23 protein-coding genes are annotated in these 24547 nt (G+C 69.7%); 10 read left to right on the forward strand and 13 right to left on the reverse strand.

The genetic code is table 11. The features are described 5' to 3' along the window. The first annotated feature begins 89 nt into the window (after positions 1-89). A complete protein-coding gene (locus D7I44_RS01005; protein WP_120787780.1) occupies positions 90-1142 on the forward strand; it encodes an aminotransferase class V-fold PLP-dependent enzyme in 1053 nt (350 codons plus the stop codon). A 105-nt stretch (positions 1143-1247) separates the two neighbouring features. Here D7I44_RS01005 and D7I44_RS01010 read toward each other — a convergent pair whose 3' ends face one another. From D7I44_RS01010 to D7I44_RS01020, 3 genes are read right to left on the reverse strand one after another with little or no spacing between them, the layout of a single operon-like run. Then, positions 1248-2030 carry a fumarylacetoacetate hydrolase family protein gene (locus D7I44_RS01010; protein WP_120787781.1) on the reverse strand — a complete coding sequence of 261 codons (783 nt, stop codon included), beginning with the start codon at positions 2028-2030 and terminating at the stop codon, positions 1248-1250. After that, on the reverse strand, positions 2027-3145 hold the full coding sequence (locus tag D7I44_RS01015) for a branched-chain amino acid aminotransferase (RefSeq protein WP_120787782.1): 1119 nt from the start codon (positions 3143-3145) through the stop codon (positions 2027-2029). Before D7I44_RS01015 ends, D7I44_RS01010 begins: the two co-directional genes overlap by 4 nt. A gap of 22 nt (positions 3146-3167) precedes the next feature. Then, a complete protein-coding gene (locus D7I44_RS01020; RefSeq protein WP_120787783.1) occupies positions 3168-4226 on the reverse strand; it encodes a 3-isopropylmalate dehydrogenase in 1059 nt (352 codons plus the stop codon). A gap of 137 nt (positions 4227-4363) precedes the next feature. Between D7I44_RS01020 and D7I44_RS01025 the strand changes: the two genes are divergently transcribed. After that, entirely contained in the window at positions 4364-5368 is a 1005-nt protein-coding gene (locus tag D7I44_RS01025; protein WP_120787784.1) for an NAD(P)-dependent alcohol dehydrogenase, read from the forward strand. A 78-nt stretch (positions 5369-5446) separates the two neighbouring features. On the opposite strand, the gene D7I44_RS01030 is transcribed toward D7I44_RS01025, so the two are convergent. From D7I44_RS01030 to serA, 3 genes are all read right to left on the reverse strand, one after another. Then, positions 5447-6181 carry a class I SAM-dependent methyltransferase gene (locus D7I44_RS01030; protein ID WP_120787785.1) on the reverse strand — a complete coding sequence of 245 codons (735 nt, stop codon included), beginning with the start codon at positions 6179-6181 and terminating at the stop codon, positions 5447-5449. A gap of 71 nt (positions 6182-6252) precedes the next feature. Then, positions 6253-7101, reverse strand: a complete 849-nt coding sequence (locus D7I44_RS01035; protein WP_120787786.1) for a PhzF family phenazine biosynthesis protein — start codon at positions 7099-7101, stop codon at positions 6253-6255. A 10-nt stretch (positions 7102-7111) separates the two neighbouring features. Further along, on the reverse strand, positions 7112-8704 hold the full coding sequence (gene serA, locus D7I44_RS01040; protein ID WP_120787787.1) for a phosphoglycerate dehydrogenase: 1593 nt from the start codon (positions 8702-8704) through the stop codon (positions 7112-7114). A 77-nt stretch (positions 8705-8781) separates the two neighbouring features. Here serA and D7I44_RS01045 point away from each other — a divergent pair, with 77 nt between their 5' ends. Next, on the forward strand, positions 8782-9993 hold the full coding sequence (locus tag D7I44_RS01045) for a sensor histidine kinase (protein WP_120787788.1): 1212 nt from the start codon (positions 8782-8784) through the stop codon (positions 9991-9993). Between the two features lie 95 nt (positions 9994-10088). On the opposite strand, the gene ilvC is transcribed toward D7I44_RS01045, so the two are convergent. Genes ilvC through otsA form a run of 6 tightly spaced genes read right to left on the reverse strand, consistent with a single transcriptional unit; the run spans position 10089 to position 17510 of the window. Further along, the gene (ilvC, locus tag D7I44_RS01050; protein WP_120787789.1) at positions 10089-11117 is read right to left on the reverse strand and encodes a ketol-acid reductoisomerase; all 1029 of its coding nucleotides are present in this window, start codon (positions 11115-11117) and stop codon (positions 10089-10091) included. A gap of 17 nt (positions 11118-11134) precedes the next feature. Next, entirely contained in the window at positions 11135-11644 is a 510-nt protein-coding gene (ilvN, locus tag D7I44_RS01055) for an acetolactate synthase small subunit (RefSeq protein ID WP_120787790.1), read from the reverse strand. A gap of 3 nt (positions 11645-11647) precedes the next feature. Further along, entirely contained in the window at positions 11648-13462 is a 1815-nt protein-coding gene (locus D7I44_RS01060) for an acetolactate synthase large subunit (RefSeq protein WP_120787791.1), read from the reverse strand. 41 nt (positions 13463-13503) lie between these two features. Next, positions 13504-15198 carry a dihydroxy-acid dehydratase gene (gene ilvD, locus D7I44_RS01065; RefSeq protein ID WP_120787792.1) on the reverse strand — a complete coding sequence of 565 codons (1695 nt, stop codon included), beginning with the start codon at positions 15196-15198 and terminating at the stop codon, positions 13504-13506. A gap of 9 nt (positions 15199-15207) precedes the next feature. Then, positions 15208-15984: a trehalose-phosphatase gene (otsB, locus tag D7I44_RS01070; RefSeq protein WP_220093805.1), complete on the reverse strand. Its 777-nt coding sequence runs from the start codon at positions 15982-15984 to the stop codon at positions 15208-15210. A gap of 2 nt (positions 15985-15986) precedes the next feature. Further along, positions 15987-17510, reverse strand: a complete 1524-nt coding sequence (gene otsA, locus D7I44_RS01075) for an alpha,alpha-trehalose-phosphate synthase (UDP-forming) (RefSeq protein WP_342768591.1) — start codon at positions 17508-17510, stop codon at positions 15987-15989. A 110-nt stretch (positions 17511-17620) separates the two neighbouring features. Here otsA and D7I44_RS01080 point away from each other — a divergent pair, with 110 nt between their 5' ends. The 7 genes from D7I44_RS01080 to D7I44_RS01110 are packed head-to-tail and all read left to right on the forward strand — an operon-like array spanning position 17621 to position 23360. Next, positions 17621-18442, forward strand: coding sequence for a sugar phosphate isomerase/epimerase family protein (locus D7I44_RS01080; RefSeq protein WP_120787793.1), 822 nt, complete (start codon positions 17621-17623; stop codon positions 18440-18442). Then, positions 18439-18639, forward strand: a complete 201-nt coding sequence (locus D7I44_RS01085) for a hypothetical protein (RefSeq protein ID WP_120787794.1) — start codon at positions 18439-18441, stop codon at positions 18637-18639. Before D7I44_RS01080 ends, D7I44_RS01085 begins: the two co-directional genes overlap by 4 nt. 21 nt (positions 18640-18660) lie before the next feature. Further along, on the forward strand, positions 18661-19125 hold the full coding sequence (locus D7I44_RS01090) for a hypothetical protein (RefSeq protein WP_120787795.1): 465 nt from the start codon (positions 18661-18663) through the stop codon (positions 19123-19125). Positions 19126-19135: 10 nt separating this feature from the next. Further along, the gene (locus D7I44_RS01095; RefSeq protein ID WP_120787796.1) at positions 19136-20923 is read left to right on the forward strand and encodes a glycoside hydrolase family 15 protein; all 1788 of its coding nucleotides are present in this window, start codon (positions 19136-19138) and stop codon (positions 20921-20923) included. 29 nt (positions 20924-20952) lie between these two features. After that, complete coding sequence (locus tag D7I44_RS01100) at positions 20953-21384, forward strand: hypothetical protein (protein ID WP_120787797.1); 432 nt, start codon at positions 20953-20955, stop codon at positions 21382-21384. Between the two features lie 46 nt (positions 21385-21430). Next, positions 21431-21625, forward strand: a complete 195-nt coding sequence (locus D7I44_RS01105; protein ID WP_120787798.1) for a CsbD family protein — start codon at positions 21431-21433, stop codon at positions 21623-21625. A gap of 28 nt (positions 21626-21653) precedes the next feature. Continuing rightward, entirely contained in the window at positions 21654-23360 is a 1707-nt protein-coding gene (locus D7I44_RS01110; protein ID WP_120787799.1) for a class I adenylate-forming enzyme family protein, read from the forward strand. Positions 23361-23373: 13 nt separating this feature from the next. Here D7I44_RS01110 and D7I44_RS01115 read toward each other — a convergent pair whose 3' ends face one another. After that, positions 23374-24537, reverse strand: a complete 1164-nt coding sequence (locus tag D7I44_RS01115) for an AI-2E family transporter (protein WP_120787800.1) — start codon at positions 24535-24537, stop codon at positions 23374-23376. Between the last annotated feature and the right edge of the window lie 10 nt (positions 24538-24547).

Below are 24547 nucleotides of genomic sequence, written 5' to 3' on the forward strand. Positions count from 1 at the left end.
ACATCCTAACCGCTCCATAACTCGTGGTTATCGTATTCATCGATCTCATGTCCTTGTGTGATGAATTGAGTCAGCCGGATGCTTGACGCATGATCGACTCTCTTCGCGACGAGTTCCCCGCCACAAGCGGATACCTCGCCGCCTGCACGATGGGTCTCGCTCCGGCTTCGACGCGGCGCGCCATCAGCGCGGACCTCGAGCTCTGGGCGGCGGGGCGCGCGACGATGGATGGGTACGGGGCGGCTGTCGAGCGCGGCCGGTCCGCCTTCGCGCGGCTGGTTCACGTCGACGCCGGACGGGTGGCCATCGGGTCGCAGGTGTCTGCACAGGCATCCGTCATCGCCGCATCGGCCCCCGACCACGCCGAGGTGCTGAGCGTGCGCGGCGACTTCAGCTCGGTGCTCGCGCCATTCGCGCAACAGGCGCACCGCGAGGTGCGCGTGCGCGAGGTTCCGCTCGAGGCGCTCGCCGACGCCGTCACGGACGACACCTGGCTGATCGCATTCTCGCTCGTGCAGTCGGCGTCGGGACGCATCGTCGACGTCGACGCCGTGCTCGAGGCCGCCGCGCGCCATGGCGCGCGCACCCTCGTCGACCTCACGCAGTCGGCGGGCTGGCTCGACTTCGACGCCTCGCGCGCCGACGCGACGGTGTGCCACACGTACAAGTGGCTGTGCGCGCCGCGCGGCGCGAGCATGATGACCTTGTCCCCAAGCTTCCACGCGCAGCTGCGGCCGGTGCAGGCCGGGTGGTACGCAGGCGCCGACGTGTTCGGCTCGTGCTACGGCGCCGACATCACGCTCGCTGACGATGCGCGCCGCTTCGACGTCTCCCCCGCGTGGCAGGCGTGGGTCGGCGCCGCCGAGTCGCTCGAACTGTTCGCCGGGCTCGACCTCCCCGCGGTGCGGGCGCACAACGTCGGCCTCGCGAAGGAGCTGTGCGCCGCGCTCGGCCTGCCTGCCGCAGACTCGGCGATCGTCACGTGGGCCGACCCCGACGGCTGCGATGTGCGCGCGATGGCGGATGCCGGACTCGCCGTCTCCGGCCGCGCGGGCAACGCCCGCGTCGCGTTCCACGTGTGGAACGACGAGCGCGACGTCGCCCGCATCGCCGACGCGGTGCGCGTGCGCGCCTTCGCCTAGGAACCACCGCGAGGGGCCGCGACGTAGGAACCGGCCCTAGCACACAGGGTTGGCCCTACCGCCGCCGGAATCCGTAGGAGCAATCGCGCGAATTGCGCCCGGTTCCTAGGCCGCCTTGACCGGGTTCCGCAGGATCCCGAGGCCCTCGATCTCGACCTCCACCGTGTCGCCGGCGACGATCGGGCCGACACCGGCGGGCGTGCCCGTCATGATGACGTCACCGGGCAGCAGCGTGAACGCCGCGGACGCATGGGCGACGATCGTCGGCACGTCGAAGATGAGGTCGGAGATGTTGCCGTCCTGGCGGATCTCACCGTTGACGCGGGTCTGGAGCGCGGCATCCGCCAGCTCGAATTCAGTCTCGATGACGGGGCCGAGCGGTGCGAACGTGTCGAATCCCTTGGCGCGCGCCCACTGGCCGTCGCTGACCTGCAGGTCGCGGGCCGACACATCGTTGCCGATCGTGTAGCCGAAGACGTACTCGAGCGCGCGCTCGGCCGGCACGTTCTTCGCGACCTTGCCGATGACGACGACGAGCTCGCCCTCGTGCTCGACCTTGTTCGAGATCGCGGGAAGCACGATGGGCTCGTTCGGGCCGATCACCGCGGTGTTCGGCTTGAGGAAGAGCAGCGGCTGCGTCGGCACGTCGCCACCGGTCACCGTCTTCATCTCCTGCACGTGGTCGTAGTAGTTCTTGCCGACACCGACCACCTTCGACCGCGGAATCACCGGCGCGACGAGCGTCACCCCGGTGATCTTGACCCGCTCACCCGTGGGCTCGTACCCGGCGAACATGGGGTCGCCCTTGAGCAGCACCCACTCCTGTTCCTCAGGGTCGAGGATGCCGTAGCTGAGCACGCCTTCGTGCTGGAAGCGCCCGACCTTCATCGGTTCTGCCCGTCGAGGCGGTAGAGCCAGCCGTGCGTGTCCTCGATGCGGCCGTACTGGATGTCGGTGAGCTCCTTGCGCAACGACATCGCGAGCGACTCGCCCTCGCCGAGCACGGGCAGTTCGATCGTGAAGTCGGTCGACTTGAGTTGAGCGATCGGGTTCACGACCGCGGCCGTGCCGCACGCGAACGCTTCGACGATGTCGCCGCTCGCCACACCCTCGCGCCACTCGTCGACCGAGACCGGGCGGCGCTCGATCGTGTGCCCGCGCTCTTCGGCGAGCTGCAGCAGCGAGTCGCGCGTGATGCCCTCGAGGATGCTGTCGGAGGCCGGCGTCACGAGCGTGCCGTCCTTCTTCACGAGCACGAGGTTCATGCCACCGAGCTCTTCGAGGTAGCCGTCCTGCAGGAAGAGCACTTGGTCGCAGCCCTGCGCGTACGCCTCCTGCTGGGGAAGCAGGGAGGCGGCGTAGTTGCCGCCGGTCTTCGCCGCCCCGGTGCCGCCGTGGGCCGCACGCGCATAGTCGGTCGACAGCCAGATCGACACAGGCAGCACGCCGCCCTTGAAGTACGCGCCGGCGGGCGACGCGATCACGAAGTAGTACACCTTGCGCGCTGCCCGCACCCCGAGGAACGCCTCGGAGGCGAACATGAACGGACGCAGGTAGAGGCTCGTCTCGCCGCCCTCCGGCACCCATGCGGCATCCGCCTGCACGATGCTGCGCAGCGACGCGAGGAACGTGTCGAGTGGCAGCTCGGGAAGCGCGAGGCGACGCGCAGAGCGCTGCAGGCGCAGGCCGTTCTGGTCGGGGCGGAAGCTCCAGATCGAGCCGTCGGCGTGACGGTAGGCCTTGAGGCCCTCGAAGATCTCCTGCGCGTAGTGCAGCACGGCGGCCGCAGGGTCGAGCGAGATCTTGGCGTAGGGCTCGACGGCGGCCCGGTGCCAGCCCCCGCGCTCGCTCCAGTGGATCTGGACCATGTGGTCGGTGAAGAACTGCCCGAAGCCCGGGTTGGCGAGGATCTCGGCGCGCTCGGCGTCGGACCGGGGCGAGGGGTTCTGCGTCACCGCGAACTGCAGCGGCGAGATGTCGGTGAGAGGGAGCGACAGGGACATGACTAAACCTTAAGTGAAACGGCTACGAGAGCAGGCTGACGATCGAGTCACCGATTTCAGCGGTCGAGCGCGCATCGGTGCGGGCGGCGAGGTCCTGCCGGACGGCGGCGGTGACCTCGGCCGCGGCGTCCGTCAGCCCGAGATGCGTCAGCAGCAGTGCGACGGACAGGATGGCTGCCGTCGGGTCCGCCTTCTGCTGACCGGCGATATCGGGTGCGGAGCCGTGCACGGGCTCGAACATGCTGGGGAACGTGCCGTCGGGATTGATGTTGCCCGAGGCCGCCAGCCCGATGCCGCCGCTGATTGCGCCGGCCAGGTCGGTGAGGATGTCGCCGAAGAGGTTGTCGGTGACGATGACGTCGAATCTAGCAGGATCCGTGACCAGGAAGATGGTCGCCGCGTCGACGTGCAGGTAGTCGACCTCGACCTCGGGGAAGTCGGCGCTCACCTCGTCGACGACACGCCGCCACAGCTTGCCGGCGAAGACGAGCACGTTGGTCTTGTGCACGAGGGTCAGCCTGCGGCGGCGGGCGGATGCCTGCGCGAACGCGAACCGCACAACGCGCTCCACCCCGTAGGCCGTGTTGACGCTCACTTCGTTGGCGACCTCGTGCGGCGTGCCGACGCGGATGCTTCCACCATTGCCCACGTACGGCCCTTCGGTGCCTTCGCGCACGACGACGAAGTCGACCTCCCCCGGGTTCTTGAGCGGGCTCTCGACCGTCGGGTAGACGACGGTCGGGCGCAGGTTCACGTAGTGGTCGAGCTCGAAGCGCAGCTTGAGCAGCAGACCGCGCTCGATGTTCGCGTTCGCGAGCCGCGGGTCGTTGGGCGTGCCGCCGACGGCGCCGAGCAGGATCGCATCGGCCTGCTTGATCGCCTCGAACTCGGCCGCGGGAAGAACCTCGCCGTCGTCGAGGAAGCGGCCGGCGCCGAGCCGGTACTCGGTCTTCTCGAAGGTGACGTCGCTGCCGGCGGTGACCGCGTCGAGCACCTTCAGCGCCTCGGCGACGACCTCGGGGCCGATGCCGTCCCCGGGGATGACTGCGAGTTTGACGGTGTTCGATGCGGGGCGGACCATGCCCCCAGCCTATTTGCTCGCGGCACGGCTCACGGCGGGTGCGAAACGCACGTTCAACCGCTCACGAACGTGCATTCGGCACCCCTCGCGAGCGTCGCGCTCTTGCGGCGCAGACAGCCCGGCGCTAGCAAAGCCTCATGAGGGCGATCGTGCAGGACCGCTACGGCGGGCCGGAGGTGCTTCGACTCGCGACGGACCTGCCGGTTCCCACCGCAGGGCCCGGCGAGGTGCAGGTGCGGGTGCATGCGGCATCCGTCAATGCCGCCGATTGGCACACGATGCGTGGGATGCCGCGCGCGGCGCGCCTCATGGCGCCGAAGCAGTTCGGGCGCAGCGGCCCGACCCGCCGCGAGCGCGGGCAGGACTTCGCCGGCGAGGTGACCGGGCTCGGCCCGGGCGTCGGCGACTTCGCCGTCGGCGACGAGGTCTACGGCGAGGTCGGACTGACCGCGGCGCACGGGGCGTTCGCCGAGTACACGACGGTGGCCGCCGCCAACGTCGCCCACAAGCCCGGCGGGCTGAGCTTCGAAGAGGCTGCGGCGATGCCGCTCGCGGCGGACACCGCCCTGCAGGGCATGAAGGACCTCGGGCACACGCACGCCGGGCAGACGGTGCTCATCATCGGAGCGTCGGGCGGCGTCGGCACCTTTGCGGTGCAGCTCGCGAAGTCGTACGGCGCGACGGTCACGGCGGTCGGCAGCGCGGGCTCGGCCGAGCTGCTGCGGTCGCTCGGCGCCGATGAGGTCCTCGACTATCGCGCGCAGGACTTCGCCGCGCTCGGTCGCCGGTGGGACATCGTCTTCGACCTGAGCGGCACCTACTCGCTCGGCCGCCTGCGCCGCGCGCTCGCGCCAGACGGCACGCTCGTGCTGTCGGGCGGCGGCAACCCGCACGACGGCGGATTCTTCGGGCCGATGTCGGTCAACATCGGCGCCCTCTTCGCCGACCGGTTCACGAAGCAGCACCTCGTCACGCTGCAGGAGCACCCGGATCGCGCCCATCTCGACGAGCTGCGCGAGCTCGCGGAATCCGGCGTTCTTCGCCCGGTGATCCAGCACCGCTACCGCCTCGAGGACGCCGCCGACGCACTGCGCCACCACGAGGACGAGCCTGCCCTCGGCAAGATCGTGCTGGTGATCTGAGCCGCAGCGCCAAGGGGTGCGAAAAGCACGTCGAATCGCGATCGAAGGTGCATTTCGCACCCGTCAAGCACAGCCAAGCTAGATGCGCGCCGCGACGAGCAGCCACGACGAGTAGTGCTCGGTAACCTGCCCGCCGAGATCGGTGACCGCACCGGCCACCTCATCGACCTCGGCCGGTGACCAGTCGCTGAAGGTGCTGAACAGCCCGTGCACCTGTGCCGCGGTGAGCTCGATGCTCCACCGATAGCGCCGGGTCGACTCGATTGCGAACAGGCCAGACGCCGCGATGGCATCCGCCGTCGCTGTCACGCTCTCGGTCTGCTCGCGCTGCGGTGCGCGGCGCCGCGCGACGATGCGTGCGACCTCGCGGCGGAACGGCGTGACCTCGGCCTCCGCATCGCCGAACACGTTGCGCCACACGAGCAGGCGACCGTCGGGCTTCAACGCGCGGCGCACCATGGGCAGCGCGACGTTGAGATCCATCCAGTGGATCGAGGTGGCGGCAACCACGAGGTCGAAGCTCGCGGCATCCGGTTCGAACTCTTCCGCGCGCATGCGATGAACGGATGCCTGCGGGTGTCGCGCCGCCAGGGCATCCGCCAGCCGCGGGCCGGGCTCGACGGCGACGACGTCCATGCCGCGCGCGAGCAGTACTCCGGTCGCCTCGCCCGTGCCCGCGCCGAGGTCGAGGGCGCGCCGCCCCGGCACGACCAACTCGGTCGCGACCACGTCGCCCCACAGCTCGGCCGGATACGGCGGACGAGCCGCCCGATACCCCTCGGGCGAGCGGTCGAAGTGCATGGCATCCGGCACCCGCCGAGCCTAAGGGAAGGGGTCCGGCGCGACACGCCGCTCTCGCCGCGCACACCGCGAAATCCCTTCCGCTACAGGGTGACCGTACCCGTCACGACGGTCTGCGTCTGCCCGCCGACCCAGATCTGATCGCCGTCGCGCGTCACCCGCACAAGCCCGTCGCGGCCGAGGGCGTGGCCCTGGCCTGCGAGGTACGACCCGGTGACCCGCCCGGACTCGATCAGCCAGCGCGCGAGCCCGGCGTTGAGCGACCCGGTCACGGGGTCTTCGACGACGCCGATCTGCGGGATGAACGCCCGCACCTCGATCAGCCGTTCGTCGTCGACGTAGTGCGCGAACGCGCCGATGCCGTGCTCGCCGAAGCCGGCGAGATTCGGCTCGACAGCGAGCAGCTCGTCGACGCTCGGAAGCTCGACCGCGAACCATCCTGGGCCGTTGTCGACCCACTGCGACGAGACGATCGCGCTGCGCTCGATTCCGAGGGCGGCGGATGCCTCGGCCAGAGTCGGCTCGTCAACGGGCCCCGACCTGAGGAACCCGGGCGCCGCGAACGACAGCCCGACCTCGTCCCGGCGCAGGGTGACGAGGCCGATGCCGCACTCCTGCACGACGACGCCCTCGCGCGCGGGCACGCCGCCCGACTCGAGCCACGCGTGCGCCGTGCCGAGCGTCGGGTGGCCGGCGAACGGCAACTCACCGCCGGGCGTGAAGATGCGCACACGGTAGTCGGCGCCCTGAGCTCGAGCGGCATCGGTCGGCGGAACGAGGAACGTCGTCTCCGACAGGTTCGTCCACGACGCGAACTGCTGCATGGCGACGTCGTCGAGGCCGGACCCGTCGACGACGACCGCCACCGGGTTGCCGGCGAGCGGGATACGGCCGAAGACGTCGACCTCGACGTAACGGCGCTGCTCAGGCATCCGCTCGCCCCTACTCGGTGATGTCGATCTCGACGAGCTCTTCCGCCTCGATCGCCGCCGCGACGGCGCTCAGGATCTGAGTGGGCACCGGCGAGTCGACCGTCAGCACCGAGAGGGCCTTGCCGCCCTGCTCGTCGCGCGCGATCTGCATGTTCGCGATGTTGATGTCTGCCTCGCCGAACGCCTTGCCGTAGACCGCGACGATGCCGGGGCGGTCGCGGTAGACCAGCACGACGTGGTGCTTGGCGAGGGGCACCTCGATCTCGTACTCGTTCAGCCCGATGATCTTCTCGACCATCTTCGTGCCCGAGAGGGTGCCCGCCACGGTCACGACGGTGCCGTCGGCGAGGATGCCCTTGAGGGTCGTGGTGTTGCGGTAGTCCTTCGACTCATCGCCGGTCGTGAGCGTGACCTCGATGCCGCGCTGCTCGGCGAGCAGCGGGGCGTTCACGTACGACACCTTGTCGCTGACGATGTTCGTGAAGTAGCCCTTGAGCGCCGCCAGCTTGTAGACCGACACGTCGAAGGCGGCGAGCTCGCCGCGCACGTCGACGTCGAGCGAGGTCAGCGCCTCCTTGCCGGCGAGGCCCGCGAGGACCTGCGCGAGCTTCTCGACGAGTGCGATGCCGGGGCGCACGAACGGGTCGATGATGCCGCCGGCGACGTTCACCGCGTCGGGCACGAGGTTGCCCTCGAGCGCGAGCTTCACCGAGCGGGCGACGGAGACGCCCGCCTTCTCCTGCGCCTCACCCGTCGACGCGCCCAGGTGCGGCGTGACGACGACGTTCGGCAGCGAGGTGAGGTCGTCGTTCTTGGGCGGCTCGCTCGTGAACACGTCGAGGCCGGCGCCGGCGATCACGTTGTTCCGCAGCGCCTCGGCCAGCGCGGCCTCGTCGATCAGGCCGCCGCGCGCGACGTTGACGACATATGCCGTCGGCTTCATGAGCGCGAGCTGCGCCGCCCCGATCATGCCGGTCGTCTCAGGCGTCTTCGGCATGTGGATGGTGATGAAATCGGATGCCTTGAGCAGCTCGTCGAGGTCGAGAAGCTCCACGCCGAGCTGCTGCGCCCGCGCCGCCGTGACGTAGGGGTCGTATGCGACGACGCGCACGCCGAACGCCTGCAGACGCTGCGTGATGAGCGTGCCGATGCGACCGAGGCCGATGATTCCGACCGTCTTCTCGAAGAGCTCGGTGCCGGTGTACTTGGAGCGCTTCCACTCCCCCGCGTTCAGCGAGGCGTGCGCAGCCGGGATGTGGCGGGCGAGGCTCAGGATGTGGCCGATGGTGAGCTCGGCCGCCGAGATGATGTTCGAGGTCGGGGCGTTCACGACCATCACGCCGGCCTTCGTGGACGACGGGATGTCGACGTTGTCGAGGCCCACGCCCGCGCGGGCGATCACCTGCAGCACCGGTGCGGCGGCGATCGCCTCCGCGTCCATCTTGGTGGCCGAGCGGATGAGCACCGCGTTCGCCTCGGCGAGGGCCGCGAGCAGCGCGGGGCGGTCGGTGCCGTCCACGCTCCGGACCTCGAAGTCGGGACCGAGCGCCTCGACGGTTGCAGGGGACAGTTCTTCGGCGATCAGCACGACCGGTTTCGTCACGAACGCATCTTTCTCACGGTGGCATCAGTGGGCGTTGCGACCAGCCTAGCGGCGTTGAATCTGCCAGAGTGACGGGCATGAGGCCGCTGCGCGCGCTGTTCCTGCGCCTCACGGCGGGTCGGCTCACGCCGTGGGTGAAGCAGATTCCGACAGTCGTCACCTTCGGCGTCGCGCTCATCGTGCTGCTCGCGACGCGGATGCCGGTGACGTCGGGTGGTCTGCTCTGGGCATCCGTCATCGTCGAAGCCATCGCCACAGCCGCCTCGTTCGCTCTGCCCTGGCGGCGGATCGACCAGTTCTGGAGCGTCCTGATCCCCTGCGCGAGCTTCGTCGCGATCGCGCTGCTGCGGCTCGCGACGGGCGGCAGCGATTCGCCGTTCGGCGTGCTGCTGATCATCCCGACGATATGGGTGGCGAGCGAGCCCGGTGCGTGGAATCCGCTCATCGCGGGCATCGGAACGTGTTTCGCACTGTTACTGCCGGAGTACCTGAGCGGCGCGCCCGTGAGCCTGGGCGAGGTCGCCCGCGACCTGCTCACCCCGTTCGTCTACATCGTCGCGGCGATCATCATCAACGAGATCGCGAGGCGCCTGCGCGAGGCCGGCGAGGAGCGCGACCGTGTGAAGGACGAGTTCCTCGGCCTCGTCTCGCACGAGCTGCGCAACCCGCTGACGAGCGTGCTCGGCTACCTCGAGCTGCTGCGCATGACCGGCGCGAACCTCACCGACGAGCAGCGCGGCTTCGTCGATGTCGCCGAGCGCAACGCCCGGCGGCTGCGGCACCTCGTCGGCGACCTGCTGACCACGGCGCAGGCGGGTGCGGGCGCGTTCACGCTGCAGAAGACACGGGTCGACCTGAACGAGGTGGTGCGCCAGGCGGTCGAGTCGGCTGAGCCGGCCGCCGAAGACGCCGACGTCGTGCTGGCGACCGCGCTCGCGGCGCCCGTCGTCATCAACGGCGACCCCGACCGCCTCGGTCAGGCGTGCGACAACCTGATCTCGAACGCCGTCAAGTTCACGCCGGCCGGTGGGACCGTCACGGTCTCGACCGAGCTGCACGGGGCGGATGCCTTGCTGTCGGTGCGCGACACCGGTGTCGGCATCCCGGCGGACGAGGTGGCGCACCTGTCCGAGAGGTTCTTCCGCGCCTCGACGGCGCGGGCGATCCCGGGCGTCGGCCTCGGCCTCACCGTGGTGCGCGCGATCGCCACGGCCCACGGCGGCCGCCTCGAGATCGAGAGCGCCGTCGGCGAAGGCACCACCTTCACCCTCGTGCTGCCCATGGCGTGATCAGCGCGGGGCGGCAGAAGCCGCCTGGGGCGCACGTTTCGTCGAAAAACGTGCGCCCCAGGCGGAATCCGCCGCGGACTCCCCGCAGTTTGCCGTTAGCGCGCGACCGAACCGTCGACGTAGTCGTCGTCGGAGTTCGTGTTCCACGCGAACAGCGCGCGCAGCTCACGGCCGGTCTTCTCGATGGGGTGCTGCTCGCCCTCGGCGCGCAGGCGCAGGAACTCGGGAGCGCCGGCATCCTGGTCGGCGATGAACCGCGTGGCGAAGGTGCCGTCCTGGATGTCCGAGAGGACCTCCTTCATGTGCTCCTTCACGCTCGGGTCGATGACGCGCGGGCCCGAGACGTAGTCGCCGTACTCGGCGGTGTCGGAGACCGACCAGCGCTGCTTGGCGATGCCGCCCTCCCACATCAGGTCGACGATGAGCTTGAGCTCGTGCAGCACCTCGAAGTACGCGATCTCGGGCTGGTAGCCGGCCTCGGTCAGGGTCTCGAAGCCGTACTGCACGAGGTGCGAGACGCCGCCGCAGAGCACGGTCTGCTCACCGAACAGGTCGGTCTCGGTCTCCTCCGTGAAGGTCGTCTTGATGACGCCGGCACGCGTGCCGCCGATCGCCTTCGCGTACGACTTCGCGAGCTCCCACGCCTGACCCGACGCGTCCTGCTCGACGGCGATGATGTCGGGGATGCCGCGACCGGCGACGAACTCGCGGCGCACGGTGTGACCGGGGGCCTTCGGCGCGACCATGATCACGTCGATGCCGGCGGGCGCCTTGATGTAGCCGAAGCGGATGTTGAAGCCGTGGCCGAAGAGCAGCGCCTTGCCCTCGGTGAGGTTCGGCTCGACGTCGTCGGCGAAGAGGTGGCGCTGGTGCTGGTCGGGCGCGAGGATGACGATCACGTCGGCCCACTTGGTGGCCTCGGCGTTCGACTTCACCTCGAAGCCCGCCTCGGTCGCCTTCTGGATCGACTTCGACCCTTCGCGCAGGCCGATGACGACCTCGACACCCGAGTCGCGCAGGTTCTGCGCGTGCGCGTGGCCCTGCGAGCCGTAGCCGATGACGGCGACCTTCTTGCCCTGGATGATGCTCAGGTCGGCGTCGTTGTCGTAGTAGATCTCTGCCATTTTCTTCTCTCTCGTGCTTATGACTTGAAAACTCTGTCGGTGATCGACTTCGAACCGCGGCCGATCGCGAGCATGCCCGACTGTGCGAGCTCCTTGATCCCGTACGGCTCGAGGATGCGCAGCAGGGCCTGGATCTTCCCGGAATCCCCCGTCGCCTCGATGACGACCGCGTCGTTGGCGACGTCGACCACGCGGGCGCGGAAGAGGTTCACGGCCTCGAGCACCTGCGAGCGGGTGGTGACGTCGACGCGCACCTTGACGAGCAGATGCTCGCGCTGCACGGACTGGCCGGGGTCGAGCTCGACGATCTTGATCACGTTGACCAGCTTGTTGAGCTGCTTGGTGACCTGCTCGAGCGGCTGCTCGTCGACGTCGACCACAACGGTGATGCGCGACAGGCCCTCGATCTCGGTCGTGCCGACCGCGAGCGAGTTGATGTTGAAGCCGCGACGGGCGAACAGGCCGGCGACGCGCGTCAAGAGACCCGGTTTGTCCTCGACGAGGAGGGAAAGGACGTGGGCGGTCATGGCTTACTCCTCTCCCCAAGCAGGGCTGTGGTCGCGGGCGTACTGGACGTAGCTGTTGCTGACACCCTGCGGCACCATCGGCCACACCATGGCGTCGGAGGACACCACGAAGTCGATGACGACGGGCCGGTCGTTGGTCTCGAGCGCCAGCTTGATCGCCGCGTCGACCTCCTCCGGCTTCTCGACGCGGATGCCGAGCGCGCCGTACGCGTCGGCGAGCTTGACGAAGTCGGGGACGTGGCGTGAGCCGTGACCCGTGTGCAGCTCGCTCTGCGAGAAGCGGCCGTCGTAGAACAGCGCCTGCCACTGGCGGATCATGCCGAGCGACGAGTTGTTGATGATCGCGACCTTGATCGGGATGTTGTTGATGGCGCAGGTGACGAGTTCCTGGTTCGTCATCTGGAAGCATCCGTCGCCGTCGATCGACCACACCACCCGGTCGGGCTGCGCGACCTTCGCACCCATCGCGGCGGGAACCGAATAGCCCATCGTGCCCGCGCCGCCCGAGTTGAGCCACGCGTTCGGCCGCTCGTACTTGATGAACTGCGCCGCCCACATCTGGTGCTGGCCGACGCCCGCGACGTACACGCCGTCGGGCCCGGTGAGCTCCCCGATGCGCTGGATCACGTGCTGCGGCGCGAGCAACCCGTCGCTCGGCGCGGTGAACCCGAGCGGGAACTCCTGCCGCAGCCCATTAAGGCGCGTCCACCAGTCGGCCAGGTCGGACGGGGTTTCGACGGATGCCGTGCGGAACGCCGCCGACAGGTCGGGCAGCACCTCGGCGAGGTCGCCCACGATCGGCACGTCGGCAAAGCGGATCTTCGAGATCTCCGCAGGGTCGACGTCGACGTGCACGACCTTCGCGTCGGGCGCGAACTCGCTCACCTTGCCGGTGACGCGGTCGTCGAAGCGCGCGCCGAGGGCGACGATGAGATCGGATTCCTGCAGCGCGAGCACCGCGGGAACGGTGCCGTGCATTCCCGGCATGCCGACGTGCTGCTGGTGCGAGTCGGGGAACGCGCCGCGCGCCATGAGGGTGGTCACGACGGGCGCGCCCGTCGTCTCGGCCAGTTCGAGCAGCTGGGCGGATGCCTTCGCGCGGATCACCCCGCCGCCGACGTAGAGCACGGGTCGCTTCGCCTCGGCGAGCAGCTGGGCAGCCGCCTGGATCTGCTTGCCGTGCGCCTTCGTCACGGGGCGATAGCCGGGCAGCTCGATCTTCGGCGGCCAGCTGAACTCCATGAGGTTCTGCTGCGCGTCCTTCGTGATGTCGACGAGCACGGGGCCCGGGCGGCCGGTGCCGGCGATGTGGTACGCCGCGGCGATCGCGCCCGGGATCTCCTCGGCGGTCTTCACGAGGAACGAGTGCTTCGTGACCGGCATGGTGATGCCGACGATGTCGGCCTCCTGGAAGGCGTCCGTGCCCATCAGCGTCGAGAAGACCTGGCCGGTGATCGCGAGCAGCGGCACCGAGTCCATGTAGGCGTCGGCGATGGCGGTGACGAGGTTGGTCGCGCCGGGTCCCGAGGTCGCGATGGCGACGCCGACGGTGCCGCTCGCCGAGGCGTAGCCCTCGGCGGCGTGACCGGCGCCCTGCTCGTGGCGGACCAGGATGTGACGGACGGCGCTCTGCGCCATCAGCTCGTCGTAGAGCGGCAGGACGGCGCCGCCTGGAAGCCCGAAGACGTCGGTGACGCCGAGCTTCTCGAGGGTGCGCAGAATGGCGGCAGAGCCGGTGATGAGCTCCGGTCCGGCCGGTGCGGCCGCGGCGGGCGCCGCATGAGGCGGTGTGGGCACGGGTCGTGAGTCCGCGGGCATGAGAGGTCCCCTAGATGCGTGGATGATCGGTGAGATCGCGACTACCCCGTGACGGCGCCCTCGGCGGCCGAGTGCACGAGCTTGGAGTACTTCGCGAGGACGCCACGGGTATAGCGCGGAGGAAGCGGGGCCCAGCCGTGACGGCGAGCCTCCAGCTCAGCTTCGTCGATGAGTAGATCGAGAGAGCGAGCAGCGATATCGACCCGAATAAGATCACCATCGCGCACGAAGGCGATCGGACCAGCGTCGACCGCTTCGGGAGCTATGTGGCCGATGCACAGGCCGGTTGTGCCGCCTGAGAATCGTCCGTCTGTCAAGAGTAGTACATCTTTTCCGAGGCCTGCGCCCTTGATGGCGGCGGTGATCGCGAGCATCTCGCGCATGCCGGGGCCGCCCTTCGGGCCCTCGTACCGGATGACGACGACGTCGCCGTGCTTGATCTGCCCCGCGGTCAGCGCGTCCATCGCTTCGCGCTCGCGCTCGAACACGCGGGCGGGACCCTCGAACACCTCGAGGTCGAAGCCGGCCGTCTTGACCACCGCGCCCTCCGGCGCGAACGAGCCCTTCAGGATCGTCAGGCCGCCGGTCGGGTGGATCGGGTTGTCGAGGGTGTGCAGCACCTCGCCGTCGAGCGCGGGCGGGTCGATCTCCGCGAGGTTCTCGGCGACCGTCTTGCCGGTGACCGTGAGCGCGTCGCCGTGCAGCAGACCGGCGTCCAGCAACGCCTTCATGAGCACGGGGATGCCGCCCATGCGGTCGACGTCGTTCATGACGTACTTGCCGAAGGGCTTGAGGTCGCCGAGGTGCGGCACCTTCGCGCCGATGCGGTTGAAGTCGTCGAGCGTGAGCGGCACGTCGGCCTCGTTCGCGATGGCGAGCAGGTGCAGCACGACGTTGGTCGAGCCGCCGAGCGCCATCGCGACCGTGATCGCGTTCTCGAACGCGTCGCGCGTCAGGATCTGGCGCGCGGTGATGCCCTTCTGCAGCAGCCCGACGACGGCCTCGCCCGAGCGGTGCGCGTAGTAGTCGCGGCGGCGGTCGGCCGAGGGCGGCGCGGCCGAGCCCGGCAGCGACAGGCCGAGCGCCTCGGCGACGGAGGCCATCGTGTTGGCGGTGTACATGCCGCCGCAGGCGCCCTCGCCCGGCGCGAAGGCGCACTCGATGCGGTGGGCGTCTTCGAGGCTCATGGTGCCGGCCTTGACGCCGCCGACCGCCTCGAAGGAGTCGATGATCGTGATGTTCTTCTCGGTGCCGTCGGAGAGCTTCACCCAGCCCGGCGCGATGGAGCCCGCGTAGAGGAAGACGGATGCCAGGTCGAGGCGCGCGGCGGCCATGAGCATGCCGGGGATCGACTTGTCGCAGCCGGCGAGCAGCACGGACCCGTCGAGGCGCTCGGCCATCATGACGGTCTCGACCGAGTCGGCGATGACCTCGCGCGAGACGAGCGAGAAGTGCATGCCCTCGTGGCCCATCGAGATGCCGTCGGAGACGGAGACCGTGCCGAACTGCAGCGGGTAGCCGCCGCCCGAGTGGACGCCTTCCTTGGCTGCCTGCGCGAGGCGGTCGAGCGAGAGGTTGCACGGCGTGATCTCGTTCCACGAGCTCGCGATGCCGATCTGCGGCTTGTCCCAGTCCGCGTCACCCATGCCGACGGCGCGAAGCATGCCGCGGCTGGTGGTGGCTTCGATGCCGTCGGTGACGACTCGGCTGCGAGGTTTCACGTCGATTTCGGACATGTACCGAGTTTAGTGAGAAGCGGCGGATGCCTCGCGCGCGGCCGCCAGCGCCTCGAGCAGCCCCGCGAAGGCGTCGACATCGGCGACGCGCTCGGCGGCGGCCGTGTCGCCCTCCCCCACCTTCACGCCGAGGTCGCCGGGCTCGAGCACCGCGAACGCGTCCTCGTCGGTGACGTCGTCGCCGGCGTAGAGCACCGCGACGGGACCGCCCTCTTCTGCGACGAGCAGCTCGCGCAGCATCCGCACGCCGTCGCCCTTGGTGACGTCGCGCACGCTGAACTCGATGATGTCCTTGCCGAGGCGCGTGGTGAAGCCGCCGATCGCGTCGGCGGCGTCGCGCGCGGCCTGCTGCAGCGGCGCGACGAGCTCTGCCTGCTCGACGAGGCGGGTCGGCACGCCGTAGCCGACGGGCTTGTACTCGAGCCACGCGCCCGGCACCGCCGCGACGAGCTGCTCGAGCTCGACCTCGAGGCGCGTCATGCGGGCGCGCTCGTCGTCACTCAGGCGGGCGGCGGCGAGCTCGCCGCGGATCGACACCTCGACGCCGTGCGACCCGACCAGCAGAGCGTCTGGGCCGGACGCGGTCAGCGCCGCGAGCGTGTCGAGCGGCCGGCCGGAGACGAATGCGACCCACGTGGCCGGCAGTGCCCGCAGCCGCGCGATCGCGGCGGCGGCGTCCGCGGTGATGCGCGACGTCGACGGGTCGTCGACGAGGGGCGCCACCGTGCCGTCGAAGTCGAGCGCGACGAGCAGCCGAGGCGCCGCCGCGAGATGGTCGAGGCCCACGCTCAGTCGCCGCCGTAGTCGAGCGGCGCGACGGTGCGCCTCGGGATGTCGATGTGGTTCGCCGGGTCGTGGTGGTCGGCGCGCACGAGCGCGTCGAGGAAGGTCGCGCTCCAGCGCTGCACGTCGTGCGTGAGCACCCGCTTCCGCAGGGCGCGCATGCGGCGCATGCGCTCGCGCTGCGGCATGCGGATGGCGTGCACGATCGCCGACTTGAGCCCGTCGATGTCGTGCGGGTTCACGAGCAGGGCCTGGCGCAGCTCGTCGGATGCCCCCGCGAACTCCGAGAGGATCAGCACCCCGTCCTGGTCGATGCGGCTCGCGACGTACTCCTTCGCGACGAGGTTCATGCCGTCGCGCAGGGCCGTGACGAGCATGACGTCGGCGGCGAGGTACAGCGCCACCATCTCCTCGCGCGGGTAGCCCTGGTGCAGGTAGTGGATCGCCGCATGGCCGAGTTGCGAGAAGTCGCCGTTGATCCGGCTGACCGTGATCTCGACCTCGTCGCGCAGCTGGGCGTACGCGTCGACACGCTCTCGACTCGGGCTCGCGACCTGCACGAGAGCCACGTCCTCCGCAGAGATCAGTCCCTCCTCGAGCAGCTCGCCGAACGCCTTCATGCGGTGGCGGATGCCCTTCGTGTAGTCGAGCCGGTCGACGCCGAGCATCAGCACACGGGGGTTGCCGAGCTCCTGCCTGATCTCCTGCGCACGAGCCCGGATGTACGGGTCGGCAGCGAGCTTCTGGTACTCCTGCGCGTCGATCGAGATCGGGAACGGGCGCGCGAGCACGGTCCTGACCGGCTGCCCGCGCCTGGCCGTCGCCTGATGCCGCAGCGTCATCTCGGCCTGCGTCTCGTCGAGCGGCACGGAGATCAGGTTCGCCCGCGTCTCGTACCCGTGCAGTCGGCGCACCGCGCGGGCGAAGTTGCCGGCGTCCGCGACGCGCTGGAAGCCGATCACGTCGGCCCCGAGCAGCCCGTCGATGATCTGACGGCGCCAGGGCAGCTGCGAATAGATGCCGTACGGCGGGAAGGGGATGTGGTTGAAGAATCCGATGATCAGATCGGGCCTGGCGTCGCGCAGCATCTTGGGCACCAGCTGCAGCTGGTAGTCGTGCACCCACACGATGGCGTTCGGCGCGGCGACAGCGAGCGCCGCGTCGGCGAAGCGGCGGTTGACCCTCTGATACGCCTCCCACCATTCGCGGTGGTACGCGGGCGTCGAGATGACGTCGTGGTACAGCGGCCACAGGGTGTCGTTGCTGAAGCCCTCGTAGTAGTCCCGCACCTCGTCGGCGGAGAGGGGGATCGGCACGAGCTCGATGCCGTCCGCCTTGAACGGCTCCAACTCGACATCCGGCATGCCCGGCCAGCCGATCCACACACCGTCGCGCTCGCGCATCACCGGCTCGAGCGCCGCCACGAGACCGCCTGGCGAGGTGCGCCAGACGGCGTCCTTCCCCTCGCCCGAGACGTGGTCGACCGGCAATCTGTTGGAGACGATCACCAGTTCGTACTGCTCGTTCACTGTGGAAATGCGGCACCCCCTCGGCGTCTCGCCAGGCTAGCAGTCGGCTACGAGTCGTCAGCCACTCGGACACCGGCTGTTCAGCCTGAACGCGTACTCTTTCGGGAGAAATGTTGCGCATTGGAATGAGCACCTCGTGCGTGTATCCGCTGCCGGTGGAGCACGGGTTCCGGCTTGCACGCGACGCGGGCTTCGACGGCGTCGAGGTCATGGTGACCCGTGACGAGAAGACCCAGAGCGCCGATGCGCTGCTGCGCCTCTCCGAGCGCTATGAGCAGCCGATCTTGTCGGTGCACGCGCCCGTGCTGCTGCTCACCCACTTCGTCTGGGGCCGCGACCCGAGGGTGAAGCTCGCGAAGAGCGCAGAGCTCGCGGCATCCGTCGGCGCGCCGACCGTCGTCGTGCACCCGCCGTTCCGCTGGCAGGCCGACTATGCCGTCGACTTCCTCGACATCGTGCGCGAGATCGCGGCGGATTCCGGCGTCGAGATCGCCGTCGAGAACATGTTCCCCTGGAAGGCGGCCGGCCGCGCCATGAAGGCGTACATGCCCGGCTGGGATCCGACCGGCTTCGACTGCGACGCCATCACCCTCGACTTCTCGCACGCCTCGCTCGCCGGTCAGAGCAGCCTCGAGCTCGCGGTCGGCTTCGGCTCGCGGCTGCGGCACATCCACCTCTGCGACGGCTCGGCGAGCAACTCCGACGGGCGCATCTTCGACGAGCACGCGCTGCCCGGCCACGGAACGCAGCCGGTCGCCGAGGTGCTCGCCATGCTCGCCGCGCGGAAATGGGACGGGTCGATCGTCGCCGAGGTCAACACCCGCAAGGCGCGCAGCGACGAGGAGCGCCTCGCCATGCTCGTCGAGACCGTCGATTTCGCCCGCCTCCACACCGCGCAGCCCGAGCGCGCTGCGGCTAGCGTGGGGGCATGACGCTCCGGAAGTACGCGCTGAGCCCCCGAGTGTACGCATCGGCCCTCGCGGTGCTGCCCGTCGTGAAGGCGACCAGGAAGCCGAGGCTCGGCCAGCGCTCGTGGGTGCTCTGGATCGCCTGGGCCCTCGGAGTGGCGCTTGCGCTCGTGACGGTCCGCGAGGAATCCGTGCGGCGTGTCTCCACGAACCGGCGCTGATCAACCAGGAAAATCAGAGGCATGTTCTTCGGTCGTCGCAAGCATGCCGCCCCCGCACCGGCTGCCGCGGTTCGCGACAGCGCCGTGCTCGCCCCCGCCGCCCCTGAGCTCACCGACGAGCTCATCTTCGCGGCCGTGCAGAAGAGCCTCGACGCGGTGTTCGGCGAGGCCGGCGACTGGACCGTCGCCCGCCGCTCCCCCGAGCAGGACGACCTGATCTTCCACGAGGTGCTCGTGCACTCGCTGACGACCGCCGTGACGGCATCCGTCGCCGCCGCGCGCGAGAGCCTCGTGCCCGCGAGCGGGCCGCTCGGCCTGCTGCGCACGCCTCGTGCGGAGGCGCCGGCCGAGGCCGAACCCGCCGACACCGGCGACGATGAGCCAGCCGCCCTGAGCTGGGAGCCCGCGCCGATCACCCGCTGGGCGGACCTCAAGCGCCCGGTCACCGGTGAGATCGCCGTCATCGATCGGAACAAGGCCGCGTAACCTTCCCCTCATGTCGCAGGCGATCGAGGACTACGCGCTCATCGGCGACTGCTTCACCGCGGGGCTCGTCGGCGCCGATGGCTGCCTCGACTGGCTGTGCCTGCCGCGCTTCGACTCGCCCAGCGTGTTCGGCTCGCTGCTCGGCGACGAGGACGACGGGCGCTGGCTGCTGGCGCCGACCGCGGCGGATGCCGCCTCGAAGCGCCGCTACGACGGCGCGGGGTTCACCCTCGTGACGCACTGGACCACTCCGACCGGCGAGGTCGAGGTCGTCGACGTCATGCCGATCGGCCGCGGGCGCGTCGACGTGGTGCGCCGTGTGCGCGGGCTCACCGGCTCGGTCGAGCTCCGGCAGGAGATCAGGTTCCGCTTCGACTACGGCGCGACCGTGCCGTGGGTCAGCCAGAACCGGGACCGCGACCCGGTCGAGCTCGTCGCGATCGCGGGGCCCAACGCGGTCGTGCTGCGGGGTCCTGCGGTGCGCGGGCACGACCATCAGCACTCCGGCACGTTCACGGTGTCCGCGGGCGAGACGGTCGACCTCGTGCTCACCTGGTTCCCGAGCCACCGAGCACTGCCCGAGGCGCTCGACGTCGACGCGGCGCTCGCGCGCACCTCCACCTGGTGGCAGGGGTGGCTCGACCGCGGCACGCACGACGACGATCCCCGCTATCAGGAGCTCGTGCTGCGCTCGTTGCTGGTCCTGCGCGCGCTGACCCACGAGTCGACCGGCGGCATCGCGGCGGCGGCCACCACGTCGCTGCCCGAGCAGTTCGGCGGCGGCCGCAACTGGGACTACCGCTTCGTCTGGCTGCGCGACGCGGCGCTCACGATCCACGTGCTCGCGCGCCACGACTTCGAGGACGAGGCCGACAGATGGCGGCAGTGGATGCTGCGTGCGATCGCCGGCGATCCCGCCGACCTGCAGATCATGTACGGTCTCGGCGGCGAGCGCTGGCTGCCGGAGCGTGAGCTCACGTCGCTCGCCGGCTATCAGGGCGCCTCCCCCGTGCGCGTCGGCAACGCGGCGAGCGAGCAGTTCCAGGCCGACGTGATCGGCGAGGTCATGCTCGCATTCTCCGCGGCGCGCGACGCGGGCCTCGAAGACAACGCCGTGTCGTGGGGTCTGCAGCGGGCGCTGCTCGGCCACCTCGAGAAGGTGTGGGCGGTGCCCGACCAGGGCATCTGGGAGATCCGCGGCGAAGCGCGCGCTTTCACGCACTCCCGAGCGATGTCGTGGGCCGCGTTCGACCGCGGAGTCGAGGCCGTCGAGAAGCACGGGCTGCACGGGCCCGCCCGCCGGTGGGCGGAGCTGCGCGACAGCATCCGCCGCACCATCGATGAGAACCATGTCGACAAGGCGACGGGGGCGTTCGTGCAGTACGCGGGCGCGGTGCATGTGGATGCCGCACTGCTGCAGCTTCCCCAGATCGGCTTCTGCGAGCCCGACGACCCGCGCATGCTTGCGACGGTCGCGCAGATCGAGGCCGAGTTGGTGCACGACGGATTCGTCGACCGCTATGTCTCGGGAAGCGGGGTCGACGGGCTGCCGGCCGGCGAGAACCCGTTCACCGCCTGCTCGCTGTGGCTCGCCGAGCAGTACGCGCGCTCGGGCCGCCGCGACGACGCCGTCGCGCTCATCGACCGGGTCGCAGGGATCGCGAACGACCTCGGGCTCTTGTCGGAGGAGTACGACCCGGTCGCGAAGCGCCAGGCCGGCAACACCCCCCAGGCGCTCTCGCACCTCGCGTTCGTGCGCGCGGTCGACGCGCTCTCCGATGCGGAGATGACCCGCTAGGCCTCCGGCTTGTCGGTAGGATTCCCGTTGTGACCGTGAATGCAGCAACCCCGGCCGTCACCCACGACGACGGCGTTCAGAACCAGTCCTTCGTCGGCTTCCTCGCCCGCCGCGTGCCGTCGGCCCTCGGCGCCGGGCTCGTCACGCTGCTCGCCGTGCTCACCTTCCTCTTCTGGGCCTACACGCTTGTCGTGACCTGGATCGGCCACGGCGAGCTCTCCACCCCGCTCTTCCAGACCACCGTCGCCGCACTGCTCGTCGTCGGTGTCGCATTCTTCGCCCGCAAGACCCTCGGCTGGCTCGGCCTCTTCGTGCTCGCGGCCGCCTGGTGCGTCGTCTCGATCCTGCCGCTGGTCGCGATCGCCCAGGTCGTCCTGCAGGCTGCGCTCGTCGCGCTCATGGCCGCCGCCGCGGTGTTCGCGGTCGTCGCAGCCGAGCAGGCCGAGAAGCCCCGTTTCTAGGCGGTAGTCGGCGGGTACTCCCCTCATGACAGGAGGGGAGTACATCATGTCGATGTCCGACAAGGGCAAGCACAGCGCCGAGGATCTGCTCGGCAAGGGCAAAGAGGCGACAGGCAAGCTGACCGACGACAAGTCGCTCGAGAACGAGGGCCGCGCCGACCAGGTGAAGGCCGGGCTCAAGAAGGCGGGCGACCAGCTCAAGGACGCGTTCCACGACGCGACCGACCGCCACCACGATTAGGCGGTTCCGCTGACCTAAGCTCGGGTCTATGACGACGCAGTCAGCTGAACCCGATCAGACGACCGCTGCGAACGGGACCGGTTACGACATCGGCCAGCTTCGCAGCGTCTTCGAGAACCACTTCACGTGGGCGACCGCCTTCGAGCGCAACACCCACCGCTACGCGAAGAGGCCCGCGATCAGCGACCCCGAGACGGGGCGCTCGTGGACGTATGCCGAACTCGGCGTCGTCACCGGGCAGCTGGTCGCGGGCCTGCGCAGCGTCGGCGTCGGGACCGGCGACCTCGTCGCCTACCAGCTGATGAACTCACCGGAGTTCGCGTTCCTCTACGTCGCCGCGCAGGGACTTCGGGCGGTCAGCTCGCCCATGAACTTCCGCCTCTCCCCCGGTGAGACCGCCTTCATCCTCGACGAGTCGAAGCCGAAGGTCTTCGTGTACGACCGCGAGCAGGCATCCGTCGTCGCCCAGGCCCTCGAACTGGCCGCGCACCAGCCGGCCGTCGTGGCGGGCGTAGGCACGGGCGAGCTGCTGCCGGGCGCGATCCCGTTCGAGGACCTGCTGGACGCCTCGGCCGGCACCTTCCGCGCACCCGTCGACGGCAGCGTGTGGGACGAGTCGAGCCGCCTCTACACGAGCGGAACCACCGGCATGCCGAAGGCCGTGCCGCTCACATCTCTCAATGAGACGCTGTCGGCGCACGACGTGATCATGGCGTTCCCGCTCTCGTCTACGGACAAGACGATGAACATGTCGCCGTGGTTCCACCGCGGCGGCAACTACTGCGCCGGGCCGAACCCGGTACTGTTCGTGGGCGCGGAATCGGTCTGCCTGCGCCGCTTCGACGAGGCGGTCGTGCTCGACGCGATCCAGAACTCGCGGCTCACCTACGTCATCGGCGCGCCGACCAACCTCGAGCGCCTCGCCGACGAGCAGGACCGCTCGCCGCGCGACATCTCGTCGCTGCGCGGCATCGTGACGATGGGCGCGCCGCTCGAGAAGGCGGCGGCGATCCGGTACCAGCAGACGCTGCATCCGCGGCTCATGAACGGCTACGGCACCACGGAGGCGTTCTGGAACACCTTCCTGCGGCCCGAGGATCTGCCCGCCTTCGCCGGCAGCGCCGGGCGCGCGTGCATCGACGACGACGTGGCCGTCGTGCACGTCTATGACGACCGCTTCGCCGCCCCGGACGAGTGGGTCCCCCAGGACGGCAAGACCGTCGGCGAGGTCATCATGCGCACGGTGAAGGCGGGGTATGCCTACACCGACCCGGCCCGCACGGCCGAGAAGTTCCGCGACGGCTGGATGTACCCGGGCGACCTCGCCACCTGGGACGAGAACGAGATCGTCACGATCGTCGGCCGCAAGGACGACATGCTGATCTCCGGCGGCGAGAACGTGCACCCCGTGCAGGTCGAGGAGGCTCTCGCGGAGCATCCGGGCGTCGCCGACTCGATCGTCACCGGCCTCGCCGACGAGCAGTGGGGCGAACTGGTCATCGCCTACGTGCGGGTGAAGCCCGGCCACCTCGCCGACCCGCAGGCGGCGGCGAACGACCTCGACGCGCACTGCCGCGCGCACCCCGGCCTGGCCGACTTCAAGCGGCCGCGCCGCTACGCGTTCGTCGACGAGCTGCCGTACACGGCGACCGGCAAGAAGCAGCACTTCATCCTGAAGAAGCGGGCGATCGAGGATGCCGAGAGCGGAGTCTTCCTGACGCCGGCGCGCCGGTAGGGCCGGCCGCCGATCAGCCCCGAGCGGGCGGCACCTCTTCGGCCGCTCTGGTGGCGAACGGGCCGCCTGTCTCGGCGTTCCACACGGTGACGATGCCCCACGCCGTCGCGGCGAGGGGCACGGCGAGCACCGCGCCGACGATGCCGCCGATGATGGAGCCCGCGGCCAGCGCGAGCAGGATGACGAGCGGGTGCAGGTTCAGCGAGTGCCCCATGATCTGCGGCTGCAGCAGGTGGCTCTCGAGCTGATTGACGAGCACCACGATCGCGATCACGATGACCGCCGCGAAGGGGCCGTTCGTGACGAGCGCGACGAGCGCGGCGAGCACTCCGGCCAGAACGGCGCCGACGATCGGGATGAAGGCGGTGATGAAGACGATGACGGCGAGCGGGAACGCGAGAGGAACGCCGACGATCGCGAGGCCGATGCCGATGCCGACCGCGTCGGCCGCCGCCACCATGGCGGTGCCTCGGACGTAGCCGCCCAACACCGAGACCGTCTTCTCGCCGATGCGCAGGGCGCGGTGGTAGGTCTCGCCGTGAAGCGGCCGCAGCAGGAATCCCCAGATCTTCGGACCGTCCTTCATGAAGAAGAAGAGCGTGACGATCGTCAGGAACAGACCGGTGACGCCCTCGGCCGCCGCGCCGACACCGGCGAGCGCGCCCCTGCCGAACTGGGCCGAGGTCAGGAATCCGAGGATCGCGTTCTGCGCGTCGTGCAGGTTCTTCTGGCTGATCAGGTTCGCCGGCAGCTGATTGAAGTAGCCCTCGAGCTGGTTGACGCCGTCGGTGACGTTCTGCACGAGCGAGTCCCACTGCGCCTCGACGGCCCACACGATGAGTGTGGTGAGTCCGCCGATCACGATCAGTATCGAAAACAGCGCGATCCACGTCGCCAGCATCGAGGGCAGGCCGTGACGGCGCATCCATGCCAGGAACGGATGGATCGCGCAGGCCAGGATGAGTGCGAGCGTCACCGGGATGAAGACCAGGCTGACGTGGGTGATCGCGACCACGGCGACCGCGACGACGATCAGCACGGCGATGATCTGGATGCACCTGGTCGCGAAGCGGCCGAACCCGTCGCCCCAGGCGACGGTGGTCTCCGCTCTGGCGGTGGCGGCGTTACGCGAGAGCGCGCCGCCGCTGGGTACCCGGTTCCTGCTGAACATGGCCATGGCCACGAGG

Source organism: Gryllotalpicola protaetiae (genome assembly GCF_003627055.1).
GTDB lineage: Bacteria > Actinomycetota > Actinomycetes > Actinomycetales > Microbacteriaceae > Gryllotalpicola > Gryllotalpicola protaetiae.